Source organism: Mesorhizobium jarvisii, assembly GCF_003601985.1.
GTDB classification, from domain to species: Bacteria; Pseudomonadota; Alphaproteobacteria; order Rhizobiales; family Rhizobiaceae; genus Mesorhizobium; species Mesorhizobium jarvisii.
Window position 1 is genome coordinate 198,062 of the sequence record NZ_QZXA01000009.1, and the last position, 15,306, is coordinate 213,367.

At 62.4% G+C, this 15,306-nt stretch carries 21 protein-coding genes; 7 read left to right on the forward strand and 14 right to left on the reverse strand.

Annotation, left to right across the window (positions count from 1 at the left end; translation table 11 throughout):
• Positions 1–71: 71 nt before the first annotated feature.
• On the forward strand, positions 72–260 hold the full coding sequence (locus D3242_RS23235; protein ID WP_010909084.1) for a DUF3008 family protein: 189 nt from the start codon (positions 72–74) through the stop codon (positions 258–260).
• 95 nt (positions 261–355) lie between these two features.
• Here D3242_RS23235 and D3242_RS23240 read toward each other — a convergent pair whose 3' ends face one another.
• Positions 356–553, reverse strand: coding sequence for a hypothetical protein (locus D3242_RS23240; protein WP_027042433.1), 198 nt, complete (start codon positions 551–553; stop codon positions 356–358).
• 371 nt (positions 554–924) lie between these two features.
• Between D3242_RS23240 and rpsD the strand changes: the two genes are divergently transcribed.
• The 4 genes from rpsD to D3242_RS23260 all read left to right on the forward strand — a co-directional run bounded on the left by rpsD (position 925) and on the right by D3242_RS23260 (position 3,858).
• Positions 925–1,542, forward strand: coding sequence for a 30S ribosomal protein S4 (gene rpsD / locus D3242_RS23245; RefSeq protein WP_013895883.1), 618 nt, complete (start codon positions 925–927; stop codon positions 1,540–1,542).
• A gap of 134 nt (positions 1,543–1,676) precedes the next feature.
• Entirely contained in the window at positions 1,677–2,543 is an 867-nt protein-coding gene (ttcA, locus tag D3242_RS23250; RefSeq protein ID WP_064983523.1) for a tRNA 2-thiocytidine(32) synthetase TtcA, read from the forward strand.
• Between the two features lie 10 nt (positions 2,544–2,553).
• Positions 2,554–3,381: an inositol monophosphatase family protein gene (locus D3242_RS23255; RefSeq protein ID WP_064982748.1), complete on the forward strand. Its 828-nt coding sequence runs from the start codon at positions 2,554–2,556 to the stop codon at positions 3,379–3,381.
• Between the two features lie 69 nt (positions 3,382–3,450).
• Positions 3,451–3,858 carry a cell envelope integrity protein TolA gene (locus tag D3242_RS23260; RefSeq protein WP_064982750.1) on the forward strand — a complete coding sequence of 136 codons (408 nt, stop codon included), beginning with the start codon at positions 3,451–3,453 and terminating at the stop codon, positions 3,856–3,858.
• A 10-nt stretch (positions 3,859–3,868) separates the two neighbouring features.
• On the opposite strand, the gene D3242_RS23265 is transcribed toward D3242_RS23260, so the two are convergent.
• The 6 genes from D3242_RS23265 to D3242_RS23290 form a co-directional block, all read right to left on the reverse strand.
• Positions 3,869–5,137: a multidrug effflux MFS transporter gene (locus D3242_RS23265; protein WP_019857778.1), complete on the reverse strand. Its 1,269-nt coding sequence runs from the start codon at positions 5,135–5,137 to the stop codon at positions 3,869–3,871.
• Between the two features lie 137 nt (positions 5,138–5,274).
• Positions 5,275–5,610 (reverse strand): Grx4 family monothiol glutaredoxin, encoded by a 336-nt coding sequence (grxD, locus tag D3242_RS23270; protein ID WP_019857779.1) that lies wholly within the window; start codon positions 5,608–5,610, stop codon positions 5,275–5,277.
• A gap of 153 nt (positions 5,611–5,763) precedes the next feature.
• Positions 5,764–5,997, reverse strand: coding sequence for a BolA/IbaG family iron-sulfur metabolism protein (locus D3242_RS23275; protein WP_010909092.1), 234 nt, complete (start codon positions 5,995–5,997; stop codon positions 5,764–5,766).
• A 122-nt stretch (positions 5,998–6,119) separates the two neighbouring features.
• Positions 6,120–6,644 (reverse strand): hypothetical protein, encoded by a 525-nt coding sequence (locus tag D3242_RS23280; protein ID WP_064982751.1) that lies wholly within the window; start codon positions 6,642–6,644, stop codon positions 6,120–6,122.
• Positions 6,641–8,872, reverse strand: coding sequence for a phosphoribosylformylglycinamidine synthase subunit PurL (gene purL, locus D3242_RS23285; RefSeq protein WP_064982754.1), 2,232 nt, complete (start codon positions 8,870–8,872; stop codon positions 6,641–6,643). The genes D3242_RS23280 and purL overlap by 4 nt, the downstream gene beginning before the upstream one ends.
• Before the next feature lie 162 nt (positions 8,873–9,034).
• A complete protein-coding gene (locus tag D3242_RS23290; RefSeq protein ID WP_064982755.1) occupies positions 9,035–10,447 on the reverse strand; it encodes an aminotransferase-like domain-containing protein in 1,413 nt (470 codons plus the stop codon).
• A gap of 92 nt (positions 10,448–10,539) precedes the next feature.
• On the opposite strand from D3242_RS23290, the gene D3242_RS23295 reads away from it, so the two are divergent.
• A complete protein-coding gene (locus tag D3242_RS23295; RefSeq protein ID WP_064982757.1) occupies positions 10,540–10,791 on the forward strand; it encodes a DUF1127 domain-containing protein in 252 nt (83 codons plus the stop codon).
• 9 nt (positions 10,792–10,800) lie between these two features.
• On the opposite strand, the gene D3242_RS23300 is transcribed toward D3242_RS23295, so the two are convergent.
• The 7 genes from D3242_RS23300 to purC form a co-directional block, all read right to left on the reverse strand.
• Entirely contained in the window at positions 10,801–11,442 is a 642-nt protein-coding gene (locus tag D3242_RS23300) for a Pr6Pr family membrane protein (RefSeq protein WP_019857785.1), read from the reverse strand.
• 2 nt (positions 11,443–11,444) lie between these two features.
• Positions 11,445–11,852: a hypothetical protein gene (locus tag D3242_RS23305; RefSeq protein WP_019857786.1), complete on the reverse strand. Its 408-nt coding sequence runs from the start codon at positions 11,850–11,852 to the stop codon at positions 11,445–11,447.
• Positions 11,849–12,514: a glutathione S-transferase family protein gene (locus D3242_RS23310; RefSeq protein WP_027046772.1), complete on the reverse strand. Its 666-nt coding sequence runs from the start codon at positions 12,512–12,514 to the stop codon at positions 11,849–11,851. The genes D3242_RS23305 and D3242_RS23310 overlap by 4 nt, the downstream gene beginning before the upstream one ends.
• 70 nt (positions 12,515–12,584) lie before the next feature.
• A complete protein-coding gene (gene purQ / locus D3242_RS23315; protein WP_064982759.1) occupies positions 12,585–13,253 on the reverse strand; it encodes a phosphoribosylformylglycinamidine synthase subunit PurQ in 669 nt (222 codons plus the stop codon).
• Positions 13,250–13,504 (reverse strand): hypothetical protein, encoded by a 255-nt coding sequence (locus D3242_RS23320; RefSeq protein ID WP_038646196.1) that lies wholly within the window; start codon positions 13,502–13,504, stop codon positions 13,250–13,252. Before D3242_RS23320 ends, purQ begins: the two co-directional genes overlap by 4 nt.
• An 18-nt stretch (positions 13,505–13,522) precedes the next feature.
• Complete coding sequence (gene purS / locus D3242_RS23325) at positions 13,523–13,765, reverse strand: phosphoribosylformylglycinamidine synthase subunit PurS (RefSeq protein WP_023759521.1); 243 nt, start codon at positions 13,763–13,765, stop codon at positions 13,523–13,525.
• A gap of 43 nt (positions 13,766–13,808) precedes the next feature.
• Complete coding sequence (purC, locus tag D3242_RS23330; RefSeq protein WP_010909103.1) at positions 13,809–14,603, reverse strand: phosphoribosylaminoimidazolesuccinocarboxamide synthase; 795 nt, start codon at positions 14,601–14,603, stop codon at positions 13,809–13,811.
• A 275-nt stretch (positions 14,604–14,878) separates the two neighbouring features.
• On the opposite strand from purC, the gene D3242_RS23335 reads away from it, so the two are divergent.
• Positions 14,879–15,199 carry a DUF1476 domain-containing protein gene (locus D3242_RS23335; RefSeq protein ID WP_010909104.1) on the forward strand — a complete coding sequence of 107 codons (321 nt, stop codon included), beginning with the start codon at positions 14,879–14,881 and terminating at the stop codon, positions 15,197–15,199.
• Positions 15,200–15,306 lie beyond the last annotated feature (107 nt).

The window sequence follows — 15,306 nt, forward strand, 5'->3', positions numbered from 1 at the left end:
ACGGGGCCATCGGCACTGGAACCGCCGCCGAAGAGCGGCGTTTCCCTGCCTGATAGCAAAGGAGAACCGCCATGCCAGCCACCTCGAAAGCCCAGCAGAAAGCCGCCGGCGCCGCACTCTCCGCCAAGCGCGGCGAGACGAAAAAGAGCGAGCTCAAAGGCGCTTCCAAAGGAATGTACGAATCCATGAGCGAAAAGCAGCTTGAGGAATTCGCCGAGACCAAGCGCAAGGGGCTGCCTGAAAAGAAGTCGAAAGACTGAGTGTCGTTCGTGAAACGCCGACCCAAGCAAACAAGGCCCGCAGCGGAACCGCGGGCCTTGTTTCTAGTGCAAAGTCCCTAGGCGGATGTTTTGCCTTACCAGCGATGGCAGCGCCGTATCCGCTCGACGATCACCCTGCGGTGGCCATGCCGCCACACCACCCTTTTCTTCACGATGATGCGGCAGACCTGTTTATGGCCGTGCCAATGGCGCGCCATGGCCGGTTCCGGCGCAACCGCCATCGATCCGGCCAACACCGCGGCACCGGCCAAGGTAAGGAAGAACTTCTTCATGCTGATTGGACTCCTCTAGCTCCAGATCCCTTCCTGGTGCCGTTGGCGCAAACCTCCCGCCACATCCGGCATCGCTCAACGCCGGGAACGCTATAGGGTTGCGTTGCGCCGCGCCACTCACAAGCTTGACACCGGTTAAATCTCGGTTTAACCAGCCGCCAACGCCGGGCAGCGATGTCCGGTGTTTGTTTTGTATGCGCAAGACCGGTTGCCTTGGTTCTGGTTTTGTTTGAACTGACGTGTCCCGTGGGTTTTCCGCCGCGTTGCGTGGGAAAGCCCTGTCAGGTCTCGAAAACGGAGGCCAGAGGAGGGCGCGTTTCCTTCACCCGGACCATGAGGTGCCGGGTGTGTTGTTTTGAAAAGGGAATGCGATGAGCAAGCGCGAATCCGCGAAATACAAGATCGACCGTCGTCTCGGCGAAAATATCTGGGGCCGCCCGAAGTCCCCGGTCAACAAGCGTGAATACGGCCCCGGCCAGCACGGCCAGCGCCGCAAGGGCAAGCTTTCCGACTTCGGCCTGCAGCTGCGCGCCAAGCAGAAGCTGAAGGGTCACTATGGCGACGTTTCGGAAAAGCAGTTCCGCAAGGTCTATGAAGAGGCCGACCGCCGCAAGGGCGACACCTCGGAGAACCTGATCGGCCTCCTCGAATCGCGTCTCGACGCGGTCGTCTACCGCGCCAAGTTCGTGCCGACCATTTTCGCGGCCCGTCAGTTCGTCAACCACGGCCACGTCAACGTCAACGGCAAGCGCGTCAACATCGGCTCGTACCGCTGCAAGCCGGGCGACGTCGTCGAAGTGCGCGAAAAGTCGAAGCAGTTGGTCATCGTCCTGGAATCGGTCGGCCTCGCCGAGCGCGACGTGCCGGACTACATCGAAGCCGACCACAACAAGATGGTCGCGACCTTCTCGCGCATCCCTGGCCTGGCGGACGTTCCGTTCGCGGTCCAGATGGAGCCGAACCTGGTCGTCGAATTCTATTCGCGCTAAGCGAACGCTTTTTAGCGATACCGAAAAGGCCGCCCTCGAGGCGGCCTTTTTGTTTGGCGCATCCGCTTTGCCGTTTCGATTTTCCGGCCAATGCGCTAATCCGGGCGGACATCACATTCCGGGGCCGCCGCGCCATGAACATGCTGCCAGACATCGAGACGCTTGAGCCGACCGCCGAAGGCGGCTTCCACCCGCTGTTCGCCGATGTGCCATCCTCGGTCGAGTTCAACAAATTGCGCAAGCGGCTGCTGCGGCTGACCCGCCAGGCGATCGAGGATTTCGCGATGGTGGAGCCGGGACAGCGCTGGCTGGTCGCGCTGTCGGGCGGCAAGGATTCCTACGGCCTGCTTGCCTTGCTGCTCGACCTCAAATGGCGCGGGCTGCTGCCGGTCGAATTGCTGGCCTGCAATCTCGATCAGGGCCAGCCGAATTTCCCCAAGCACATCCTGCCCGACTATCTCAACGCCAACGGAATTGCCCACCGCATCGAGTACCAGGACACCTATTCGGTGGTCACCGACAAGCTGCCGCAAGGCAGCACCTATTGCTCGCTCTGTTCACGGCTGCGGCGCGGCCATCTCTACCGCATCGCGCGCGAGGAGGGGTGCTCGGCACTGGTGCTCGGCCATCATCGCGAGGACATTCTCGAAACCTTTTTCATGAACTTGTTCCATGGCGGCCGTCTCGCCGCCATGCCGCCAAAGCTGCTCAACGACGAAGGCGACGTCATGGTGCTGCGGCCGCTGAGCTATTGCGCCGAGATCGACCTCGAAAAATTCGCCGCGGCGATGCGGTTCCCGATCATTCCTTGCGACCTCTGCGGCAGCCAGGAAGGTCTCCAGCGCAACACCATGAAGGCGATGCTGGAGGATATCGAAAAGCGCATGCCCGGCCGCAAGGACACCATGATCCGCGCCCTGTCCAACACCAGGCCGTCGCATCTCCTCGACAGGAAACTGTTCGATTTCGCCGCCCTGAACCAGACCCTCATCACAGGATAAGACGCATCCGATGACATTTGACGACAACGCGATCGACTGGCTGGCCAACCTGCTGGCCGAGGCCGCCGACACCGAAATCATGCCCCGCTTCCGCCGGCTGGGCGATGGCGACGTCAGGCAGAAGACCTCAGCCGCCGATCTGGTGACGGAAGCGGACGTCAACGCCGAGCGGCTGATCACCGCCAGGCTGCGCCAGCGTTATCCCTCGGCCATGGTTGTCGGCGAGGAAGCCTGTCCCGACGACCCGACGCTGCTCGATGGCCTGGGCGACGCCGATCTGGCCTTCGTCATCGACCCGGTCGACGGCACCTTCAATTTCGCCTCCGGCGTGCCGCTGTTCGGCGTCATGCTCGGCGTCGTGGTCAAGGGCGAGACGGTCGCCGGCATCATCCATGATCCGGTCGGCAAGGACTGGCTGATCGGCGCCAAGGGTGCGGGCAGTCATATCCGCCATGCGCATGGTACGCTGGAGACAGTGCGGGTTGCGGCGAGCGCGCCGATCTCGCAGATGACCGGCGCGGTTTCCTGGCAGTACATGGCCGAGCCCGACCGCACGCGGCTGGCCTGCAACCAGACCAAGACGCTGTCGCAGTTCAACTACCGCTGCGCCGCCCACGAATACCGCTTGCTGGCGAGCGGCCATGGCCATTTCGTCGTCTACAACAAGCTGATGCCATGGGATCATCTGGCCGGCGTGCTGATCCATGCGGAGGCCGGCGGCCATGCCGCGCGCTTCGACGGCACAGCCTATCTGCCGTCGCATGTCGGCGGCGGCCTGCTGGTCGCCCCCGATCCTGAAAGCTGGCAGGAGTTGCGCCGAGAGCTGTGGGCTGGGTAGGATCACTTCCAGAGGCCGGCGCTTGACCGTGCGCGGCCGAAGAGTTGGTGCTTTCGCGCAGGCCCTCGGATGAAACCTCGGTTCGCAATTTTCGCGGCGGCTCTCGCTGCCGTCTTGTTTGCAAGCGCCAACACGGCAATCGCGCAAGAGCGCCCCTGCCACAGCACCGATCCGGTCGACACCCTCAAGGAGATGTCGGAGGCTATCTATGCCTGCTGGATGCCGCCAGCGGGAACCGCGGGCATGTCCCTGACGCTGCAGTTCTCGCTGCGCCGCAACGGCACGCTGATCGGCAAGCCTCGCGCCACCTATTCGGATCTGGGGACCGATCCGCAACTCAGCCGGGCCTTCGTGGCATCCATACTGAAGGCGCTCGACGATGCGCTGCCATTGCCCTTTTCGGACAGTATGGGCGGTGCAATCGCCGGGCGCATGCTTGCGCCTCGATTCACGGCGGCACTTGTAGGTGCATCCTGACGCACGTGGTCTAATGCAGGTCGGTGACATGCCCTGAAATGGGTGGATTGTGCGGCTGGAACATCTTGCCGCGCTCAGCGATGAGGATCATCAGCAGCGCCGCGACCGAGACGCTGCAGAATCCGGCGGCAAGCGGCGTCACCGTGCCGTTGAAAGCCTGGCCGATCAGCGTGCCGAGAATGCCGCCGAGAAACGTCTGCATGAAACCCAGTATGGACGATGCCGTGCCGGCCAGTTGGCCGAGCGGCTCCATCGCCAATGCGTTGAAATTGGCGCCAAGCGCACCGAAGGGAAGCATGGCGCTGGCAAAGAAGGTGATGAACAGCCAGAGCGGCATCTTGATTTCCAGCGAAACCACCAGCCAGGCCAGGCTGATGACCAGAAACAAAAGCAGCGCGCTCTGCGACAGCCGGCGCATGCCGATGCGGCCGACAAGCCGCGAGTTCAGGAAATTGGAGAAGGCGAGCACGCCGGCGACCCCGGCGAAGATGACCGGGAACATCTCGCCGACGTTGAAGATGCCGACATAGATCTGCTGCGCCGAGGCGATGAAGCCGAACATGGCGGCGAAGATGAAAGTGCTGGCAAAGGCGTAGCAGAGCGCGATGCGGTTGGTGAGCACGATGCGGAATCCGCCGAGGACGGAGGAAACCGTCAGTTGCCGGCGATATTCGGGCCGCAGCGTTTCAGGCAGGCGCAGCAGCGACCATGCCGACACGATCAGCGCGCCGACGGCCATGGTAACGAAGATATAGTGCCAAGTCGCGAACAGCATGATGAACTGGCCGATGCCCGGCGCAATGACCGGTATGGCCATGAACACCATGAAGATCAGCGACATCACCTCCGCCATGCGCCGGCCTTCGAACGTATCGCGCACGATCGAGACCGCGATGACGCGCGTGGCCGCCGCGCCGATGCCTTGCACGGCGCGGCACATCAAGAGCGTTTCAAAGCTTGGCGCGATGGCGGCGGCGGCGGCTGCCGCCACATAGATGATCAGCCCGGCGACGAGCGGCGAGCGGCGGCCGAACCGGTCGGAGATCGGCCCGAAGAACAGCTGGCCGCCACCAAAACCCAGAATGTAGGCGGTGACCACATATTGCCGGTGGTTTTCATTCTCGACGCCGAGCGAGGCGCCGATCTGCTGCAGCGCCGGCAGCATGATGTCGATGGCCAGCGAATTCAGCGCCATCAGCGCCGCGCACAGCGCAATGAACTCCCAGCGCGGAATAGGCAGTTTGCTTGCCGATTGCGGCGCTGTTGATTGCTGGTCCACGGCAAGTCCGATCTCTCAAACGAAAACGCGCCGGCGGGCCGGCGCATTGGCTCGTCTTGGTCCCGATACCGGGACATAAAGATTGCCGAGGTGGGGCTGCCCCGGTGTTCAATGCAGTCGTTACGACATGCCCAAAATCAGGCGGCGCCTTTGACGCCGACGCCCTTTTCGACCAGGAAGGTCTGCAACTCGCCGGCCTGGAACATCTCGCGGACAATATCGCAGCCGCCGACGAATTCGCCCTTGACGTAGAGCTGCGGGATCGTCGGCCAGTTGGAATAGTCCTTGATGCCCTGGCGCAGTTCAGCCGAATCCAGGACATTCACGCCTTTGTAGTCGGCGCCGATATAGTCGAGGATCTGGACTACCTGTCCGGAAAAACCGCACTGCGGAAAACCGGGCGTGCCCTTCATGAAAAGCACGACGTCGTTGCCCTTCACTTCATTGTCGATGTAGTCGTTGATACCGCTCATGGAATATCCTTTCACGCCTGTGTGAGTCAGGCTCGAAGCATGTCTTTCAAATAAACCCATAGGTTGCCCGAAACAAGACATTAGCCGCGCCATGGCCGAAATGGCGCAAAGGATGGGCGGGTTTGGGCCAAGCGGGTGTTGGCCGGAACGGCCTCAGTCGGGAACGCTGGTCTGCAGCGCAAGTGCGTGCAGCACGCCGCCCATATTGCCCTTCAGCGCATCATAGACCATCTGGTGCTGCTGGACGCGGCTTTTTCCCCGAAAGCTCTCGGCGACGACTTCAGCCGCATAGTGGTCGCCGTCGCCGGCGAGGTCGCGGATCGTCACCTTGGCGTCCGGAATGCCGTCCTTGATCAGTTTTTCGATGTCGTGGGCATCCATTGCCATTGCAGAATTCCTATTTCGGGCGGGCGGCAATGTGGCCGCCCTTGCGATGAGAGTCGGGGTAAACCTAAAGCCTTTCCGGCCGCGATTGAAGCCGTTCCATCCGCCGCCGGCGCGATTGTCGCCTAGGACGCATTCTCCTCCGGATCGACCGCATCGGACGCTGGGTCGTCTTCGCGCATCGAGAAGGTGCGGCCAAGACTGAAAACCAGGATATAGAGGGGGATGTTGACCGCAAGATTGGCGATCGGCAGGTAGCCGGTGATCTGCCAGACGGGCGAGAAGAACGGTTGGCCATAGCCGTCGCAGACAAGCGACGAGCCATATTCCCACAAGGCGCCCAGAACGGCCGCGACGGCGAAAAGCTTGATGCAGGTGACGATCCGGTTTGTTCGTGCCGGGTCCGGCAGAAGCCGGTTCCAGAACACCAGACAGACGATCGGAACCGCATAGATGAGGTTCTGCAGCACCAGCATAGGCAGCGTGCCGTTGGCCGCGTCAAGGAACTCGGCGCGCGTTTCCAGCCGCGGGCAAACCTCGCTCGAGGTTGTCGACAACAGGAAAAAGACGAACGGCCCGAGGAACCAGAAGAAGAACAGCGACGGCCAGAAAACGACTGCAAGCAGCGCCCGGGCAGCCAGTGTGCTCAACTGGCCTGGTCCATGAAGCGCGGGAACCAGCCTTCATGGGCGGCCTTCAAATCGCTGACCGGGATTGCCCTGGCATCGCCGAGCTTCAGCGCATCGCCTCCGGTCGAGCCGATCCACGGCGCGAAGATGCCGAGTTCGCCCTGCTGTTTGCGGATGGCGTCCCATTCCTCGCCATGCGGGTCGATCGACAGCGTCAGCAGATAGCGGCCCTGATCCTCGCCGAACCACACGGGGATCGGATCGGTGCCGACAAGGCCGGGAACAGTCGCGCCGATGCCCGACGCCATCGCCATTTCGGCCAGCGCCACGGCGATGCCGCCATCGGAAACGTCATGCGCCGCAGTGACGATGCCGGAGGCGATCAGCGTGCGCACATGGTCGCCGACGCGCTTCTCATGCGCGAGGTCGACCGGCGGCGGCGGACCGTCGGTGCGGCCATGGATGTCCCGGAAATAGACGGACTGACCAAGATGCGTGCCCCAGGAGGCTGGCGCGCCGACCAGCAGGATCATCTGGCCCTCAGCCGCAAAGCCGATGCGCACCATCTTCGACCAGTCAGCGATCAGCCCGACGCCGCCGATGGTCGGTGTCGGCAGGATGCCCTGGCCGTTGGTCTCGTTGTAGAGCGAGACATTGCCCGACACGATCGGGAAGCCGAGCGCGCGGCAGGCGTCGCCGATGCCTTTCACCGCGCCGACCAGCTGGCCCATGATTTCGGGCCTTTCCGGATTGCCGAAATTGAGGTTGTCGGTCGCCGCCAGCGGCAGTGCGCCGGTGGCTGTCAGGTTGCGCCAGCACTCGGCCACGGCCTGCTTGCCGCCTTCATAGGGATCGGCTTCGCAATAGCGCGGCGTCACGTCCGACGAGAAGGCGAGCGCCTTGGTCTCATGGCCTTCCACCCGCACCACGCCGGCATCGCCACCGGGAAGCTGCAGCGAATTGCCCTGGATCAGCGTGTCGTACTGCTCCCAGACCCAGCGGCGCGACGACAGGTCCGGTCCGCCGAGCAGCTTCAGCAGCGCATCGGCAACATCGGCCTGCGGAATGTCGTTGGCGGCGAGCGGCGCCGGCTTCTTCGGCTCGATCCAGGGGCGGTCATATTCCGGCGCCTTGTCGCCGAGATCCTTGATCGGCAGATCGGCGACCTGGTCACCCTGATGCAGCACGCGGAAGCGCAGATCGTCGGTGGTCTTGCCGACAATGGCGAAGTCGAGGCCCCATTTGTGGAAGATCGCCTCGGCTTCCTTTTCCTTCTCCGGGCGCAGCACCATCAGCATGCGCTCCTGGCTTTCCGACAGCATCATCTCGTAGGCGCTCATGCGCTCCTCGCGCACCGGCACCTTATCGAGATCGAGCTCGATGCCGAGGTCGCCCTTGGCGCCCATCTCGACCGCCGAACAGGTGAGGCCGGCCGCACCCATGTCCTGGATGGCGATGACGGCGCCCGAGGCCATCAGCTCGAGGCAGGCCTCGAGCAGGCACTTTTCGGTGAAGGGGTCGCCGACCTGCACGGTCGGGCGCTTCTCGTCGATCTTGTCGTCGAACTCGGCCGACGCCATGGTGGCGCCGCCGACGCCGTCGCGGCCGGTCTTGGCGCCGAGATAGACGACCGGCAGCCCGACGCCCTTGGCTTCCGACAGGAAGATGGCATTGGTCTTGGCGAGGCCCGCGGCAAAAGCGTTGACCAGGATGTTGCCGTTGTAGCGGGCGTCGAAATTGACCTCGCCGCCGACTGTCGGCACGCCGAAGGAATTACCGTAGCCGCCGACGCCCGAAACCACGCCGGCGACGAGATGCCTGGTCTTGGGGTGGTCAGGCGCGCCGAAGCGCAGCGCGTTCATCGCCGCGATCGGTCGTGCGCCCATGGTGAAGACGTCGCGCAAAATGCCGCCGACGCCGGTCGCCGCGCCTTGATAGGGCTCGATGAAGGAGGGGTGGTTGTGGCTCTCCATCTTGAAGACGACGCAGTCGCCGTCCCCAATGTCGACCACGCCGGCATTCTCGCCCGGCCCCTGGATGACCTGCGGTCCTGTCGTGGGCAGCGTGCGCAGCCACTTCTTGGAGGATTTATAGGAGCAGTGCTCGTTCCACATTGCCGAGAAGATGCCGAGCTCGGTAAAGCTCGGCTCGCGTCCGACGAGGTCCAGGATGCGCTGATATTCGTCGGGCTTCAGCCCATGCGCGGCAATGAGCTCTGGGGTGATCGGCACGGAATTGGAAATGGTCATGGGCGGTGATTTATGTCCATGGAGCGGGGATTTTGAGTCCCCTCTTATCGCAAGCTTTGCAGCCGATACACCCGTCGACGAGCGAAAAACGCACGAAAACCCGACAAAGCCACAGGGCAGTCCGAATGGGTGGTATTCCCAGGCGCCCAAGGCGCTCGAGGTTCAGGAGAAGCTGTCGTAGCCGGCGCGGCCTTCGTCGAGGAGACGGCGGATGACGGCGACGCCGTCGGCGACATCGCCGCGCTGTTTCGGCTGCGAAGTACCGAAGCGGACGCCATGAAAGACCTGTTCGGAGCGGCCGGCCTTGAACTCGTCCTCGTCGTCTATCAGCACGCCATGTTCGAGACAGGCATTCTTGAAGGTGCCGGAAAGCCATGGGTCGGGCAAAGTCAGCCAGACAAAGGGCACCTTGTCGTGTGACTTGAACGCGAAGCCGGCCAAGGTCTCGCGCACGATCGCGATGCGGGCGCTGATTTCGGCGATGCTGCGCTTGCGGATATCGCCGGCCTGACCGGAAAGCACCAGCCTTGTGTTCACCTCCGCCAGCAGGAAGGGCATGCCGCCAGTGATCATCTTGTGGGCGATGCGGATCCGGTGGCGATAGGCGGGAGGACAGGAGAGCCAGCCGCCGCGGATTCCGGCCGCCACCGATTTCGACAGGCCGCCGGCGACGATGGTTCTCTCCGGGGCATATTCAGCGAGCAACGGTGTCGGATCGTCGGTCAGGTGGCCGTAAAGATCATCCTCGATCAGGATGACGTTGTATTCGCGCGCGACACGCGCGATCGCCTCGCGGCGCCCGGCGGACAGTGTCGTCAGGGTCGGATTCTGCGCCGTCGGCATCAGGAAGATCATCCTCGGGTGCTTTTGCGCGCAGACGCGCTCGAAATCGGCCGGGTCGAGGCCTTCGTCATCCGACGCCACCAACGCCGTGCGCCGGCCGATCAGTCCGGCGCTACGCGAGATCTGCGAATAGGTGAGGTGTTCGAAGGCGACATAGTCGCCCGGCGTGGTGAGTGCGGCGATCGCCGCCATCACCGCGGCATGGGTACCAAGCGTCGGAACGATGCTGTCGGCGGCCGGGCGGAAGGTGTTTCTCGACAGCCAGCGGGTGCCGGCTTCGTACCAGCGGGCAGGAAAATCGCGCGTATAGCTCGAGATTTCATGGGGATGATCCTGCGCGGTGCGCGACAGGACTTCGGCGACGATAGCGCCCTGGCCGACATCGGGCGCCGCCGTGCTGTCGAAACGCAGCTTGTCCTGGGGCGCATCGACATAGCGCGTGCCTTCCACGCTGACGTCGGGTGTCTCCGGTTTCACGCCGTCGGCGCGCCGGCCAAGCACATAGGTTCCACGCCCGACTTCGCCGCTCACCAGCCCGCGCTCACGCAGCAATTGGTAGGCTCGGCCGACCGTGCCAACCGTGGCGCCGATGTCATAGGCGAGGTCGCGCTGCGGTGGCAGTTTTGTCCCAGCGCCGATCACGCCCTGGTCGATGCCCGCTTCAACGGAGTCCGCAAGGCGTTGGTAGAGCGGTCCGGCGCCGCCGGTCAGATCTGGAAGCCAATTTGTCATGGTGACAATTTTCTATATTGCACCGAAATATGAGTCAATACATATCATCGCGCACCAAAATGGGTGCAATTGAGCGTCTTGGCAGAAAGAAAATGGATACAATCGCGACAATCCGCCATTCCAGAGCCGCGGTTCCAGGCGAGGCGCTGCGTCCGGCCGGCCAGCGAGGCTTTGTCGGCAGTCTGGTGCGTCTGGTCAGCTCGCTGGCACGATGGATCGGCCATTTGCTGGAGCGCCGGCGCGGCCGGCTGGCTTTGCTGGAGATGACCGACGATCAGCTCAAGGATATCGGCATCTCTCGCTGTGATGCCCATCGTGAGGGCATCAGGCGCTTTTGGGAATAGAGGCCAATCTCAACGGACCCTTTTGGCCTCGCGATGGCCGATGCCGCGATCGATAAAAGCGGCAATGATAGAGATCACCAGGAACAGCGCGGTGATGGCCAATGCCGCAATGGCTACGCTGGCGGCGCCGTTCTTGGCGACATCGAGGAAAGGGTAGGGCACTTCACCCGCGATCGGTGCCCGTACCAGCGCATAGGCAAGATAGGCGATGGGGTAGAGCATCCACCAGGAAATGTCGCTCCATCTCGTTCTGCCGTCGGCCCCAGCTACCAGCCACCACAGCACGAACAGGACTGGCGTCACATAGTGCAGCAGCACATCACAGAGCAGGAACAGGCCTTGCGGCTGCCAGAGCCGTGCCAGAACCGTGGCATAGACGATGAAGACGACGGTGATCGAAACCGCAACACCCGCACGCATCCGCGGCCCGGCGAAAGCCGGCAGCCAGGCATAGCCGGTGGATGACAGCAGGGATGTGTACACCAGCACAGCGCCGATGTTGGTCAGGATGGTGAAGAAGCTGAACAGGAAGACGATCGAGCCGAGCAGGCTGCGGCCGGCTTCCATCGACGCTGGGATGCTGATGCAGAACTGCAGGACGAGGCCGACCAGACCAATGGCCAGACCCGTCACCTGCAGGAAGCGGCCCATGCTCAGGCGGTGGCGGCGCAGGCCGGATTGCCCGTCTGCCAGCGGGCAATGTCCGAGCCGATGCGTGCGCCGAGCGGGTCGTTCATCAGCGGTCCGAACACGTCGACGCGGCTCGAATTGCCTTGCGCTTGCACAACCAGCAACGGCTTGCCGCCATAATGCTTGGCCGGCACCAAAAGGAAACGCGGCGTGCCGCTGAACGAGTTCAGTTCATTGGCCATCTGATATTGCTTGAAGGCCGGGTCCTTGCTGGCGATCCAGCATTTGTGGGCCGCGATTGCCACTTGTTCCATGGCCAGCAGTGCCGCACTTTTGCCTGAGGGCGCCGGCGTGCTCTTCGGGGTCGATTGGCATGACGCCAGGGCAAAGCCTGCGGCTGCGACGAGAACGATCGTCTTGCTCTTGATCAAGCGGCACCCATCTCGAGTTCGGTCAGAGAGATCTTCAGGCCGTCGGTCATCTCGCCCCAGACCCGCGACAAGGCCGGATGCTGCGAGGCGATCTGCTGATAGGCATCGAATTTGGGATAGGCGTCGAGCAGGTCGTGGCGACCGGTCATGGCGCGGAAATTGTTGAAGATGAAACGGGTCGGCGTCAGCCAGGCGTCGGCAAAGCTGATGTCGTTGCCCAGCGCGAAGGGGCCTTGCGCCATGCGTGCCTCGATCGCCGCCAGCCCGTGATGCAGGCGGGCGAATTGGGCGTCGATCTCGGCATTGTTGCGCTTCGGCACGAAATGCAGCTCGAATAGCTTCATCATCGGCGTCAGTACGTCGAGATCTGTGATGCGGGCGAACATGCGTACCAGCGCGCGGTCCTTGGAATCGGGCGGCAGCAGCGCCGGTTCCGGAAACCGTTCCTCGAGATATTCGGCGATGACAACCGATTCGACGATGGTTTCACCCGAGCCGGTGATCAGCACCGGAATCCGGTTCATCGGCGAAATGGCGCGAAACGCTTCGGGGATTGGAAAACCCGGCGGCGGCGCGATGATCTTGAGGGGCACGTCCTTGATATAGGCCAGAGCCCGCACGATCGACGAATAGGGCGACAACGGCCGCGAATAGAGTTTCATGACCGTCTCTCTCCCCAGAGCAATGGACTCGATGTCCGTGTAAAGCTTGCCGCATTCGCGGCTGAGATCGTCAAGCGGCGAGACCGAGCGCGCCTTCGAACAGCGCCCGGCCGTCGCTGCCGCCATGGGCGGCCTCGATCAGGTTTTCCGGATGCGGCATCAGGCCGAGCACATTGCCTTGTTCGCTGATGATGCCGGCAATGTCGTTGATCGAGCCATTGGGATTGGTGCCCTCGGCATAGCGGAACACCACCTGGCCTTCGCCTTCGAGGCGGGCAAGGGTTTCGGCATCGGCGAAGTAATTGCCGTCATGATGCGCCACCGGCGAGCGGATGATCTGGCCCGGCTGGTAACGGCGGGTGAACATGGTGTTGGCGTTGGTGACCTCGAGCTTGACCTGCCGGCAGACGAATTTCAGCGAGGTGTTGCGCATGAGCGCCCCCGGCAGCAGGCCGGCCTCGACCAGGATCTGAAAGCCGTTGCAGACGCCGACGACTGCGACGCCCTTGGCCGCCTTTTCGGCGACGGCCCGCATGACCGGCATGCGCGCTGCGATCGCGCCGCAGCGCAGATAGTCGCCGAAGGAGAAGCCGCCTGGGATGGCGATCAGGTCGACGTCAGGGATTTCCGTGTCGGTCTGCCAGACGGTAACCGGCGGTTTTCCTGAAATCTTGGTCAGTGCCGCGATCATGTCGCGGTCGCGATTGAGGCCAGGCAGGAGGACGACGGCTGATTTCATTTTGGTTCAAAAGGCCTTTGAGCTTCGGCAAGTTCGCGCAGGTCGAGACGGCGGTCAATACGTTCGAGTCGATCATCCTGACGGGCGAGAATTCCGTAGATGTTGTGGATATCGCTTTGCGTCGCCACCATGTGACCCCGCATCACATTCAATTCCCGTTTCGTTTCAGAAACATCCTGACGAAGCTCAGCAATCTCGTGATGAACGCACTTCAGAAGCTCGAACATCAGCTCATTCGTAACTTCCGGCATAGTGGCTCCGGCACAACCTCAGGTTATGGCCACACTATAGTTCTCGATCACCGTATTCGCCAGCAGCTTGTCGCACATGGCTTTCAGATCGGCCTCGGCCTTGGCCTTGTCGCTTTCCGCCAGTTCGACGTCGAACACCTTGCCCTGCCGCACCGCGCCGACGCCGCCGAAGCCCAGACCGGACAGTGCGTGTTCGATCGCCTTGCCTTGCGGGTCGAGGACGCCGTTCTTGAGGGTGACGGTAATGCGGGCCTTGATCACGCTGGACATGCTCCTGTTCTAAGTATCGGATCGCAAGCCGCTATCAGTGCGGCTTGCCTTTGACGACGTCGGTCGAAGCGACAAGCACCGGGCCGGTCGGGCGCGGCGGCTCGTTCTCGTTCATGATGCCGAGGCGGCGGGCGACTTCCTGGTAGGCCTCGACGAGGCCCCCCATGTCGCGGCGGAAACGGTCCTTGTCGAGCTTGTCTTGCGTCGCCACGTCCCACAGGCGGCAAGAGTCCGGCGAAATCTCGTCGGCGACGACGATGCGCATCATGTCGCCCTCGAACAGGCGGCCGCATTCGATCTTGAAGTCGACGAGCTGGATGCCGACGCCCATGAACAGGCCGGAGAGGAAATCGTTGACGCGGATGGCGAGCGCCATCACGTCGTCGATTTCCTGCGGACTTGCCCAGCCGAAGGCGGTGATGTGCTCTTCCGACACCATCGGATCGTCGAGCGCGTCGGCCTTGTAGTAGAATTCGATGATCGAGCGCGGCAGGACGGTGCCTTCCTCGATGCCGAGGCGCTTGGACAGCGAGCCGGCGGCGACGTTGCGCACCACCACTTCGAGCGGAATGATCTCGACTTCCTTGATCAGCTGCTCGCGCATGTTGAGCCGGCGGATGAAGTGGGTCGGGATGCCCATGCGGTTCAAGTGGTTGAAGATGTGCTCGGAAATGCGGTTGTTGAGCACGCCCTTGCCGTCGACGACCTCGTGTTTCTTCTTGTTGAAAGCGGTCGCATCATCCTTGAAGAACTGGATGAGCGTACCCGGCTCCGGGCCCTCATAGAGGATCTTGGCCTTGCCTTCATAAATGCGGCGGCGATTTTTCATCTGATTTTTTCTCTGGATTTGCGGGCAGGCGGCAAGCGACCAGTTCCTGTCCGTCTGCCTATATTAGTGCGGCGACGGTTGGGTTCAATGCCGGGTCTATCCCAATCACACCGTTTGCTCAATCGGCAAATCCGTCCAATCAACCGCTTTCGGGACTGAAATGCCGCAGCGCAGCATATGACGAAGCGTATTGACCGGCTCGCGACCTTTTGGTTTGTGCTTTGGCAACACACATATCTCTTGCCAACGAATCGGATTTGACCCGGAGGGACGCCATGAGCAGCATGAAAGATCGCGAAGAAGGCTTCGAGCGCAAATTTGCATTCGACGAAGAGCTTCGTTTCAAGGCGTCGGCGCGCCGCAACAAGGCGCTCGGCCTGTGGGCCGCCGAAAAGCTCGGAAAGTCGGGTGCCGACGCCGATGCTTATGCCAAGGAAGTCGTTGTTTCCGACATCGAGGAAGCCGGCGATCACGACGTGTTCCGCAAGATCCGCAAGGATTTCGATGCCGCCGGTGTCGAGCAGTCTGACCATCAGATCCGCCGCACCATGGACGAACTGATGGCGCAGGCGATCGAGCAGATCAAGAACACCTGATCCGGGAAGACGCAGGTTTCGCAAAAATGTCCCGGTTTTGCGACGGAACCTGCGGCAAAGGACTGACTGGACCAATCGACCGCCCGGCCAAGCCGGGCGGTTTTTCT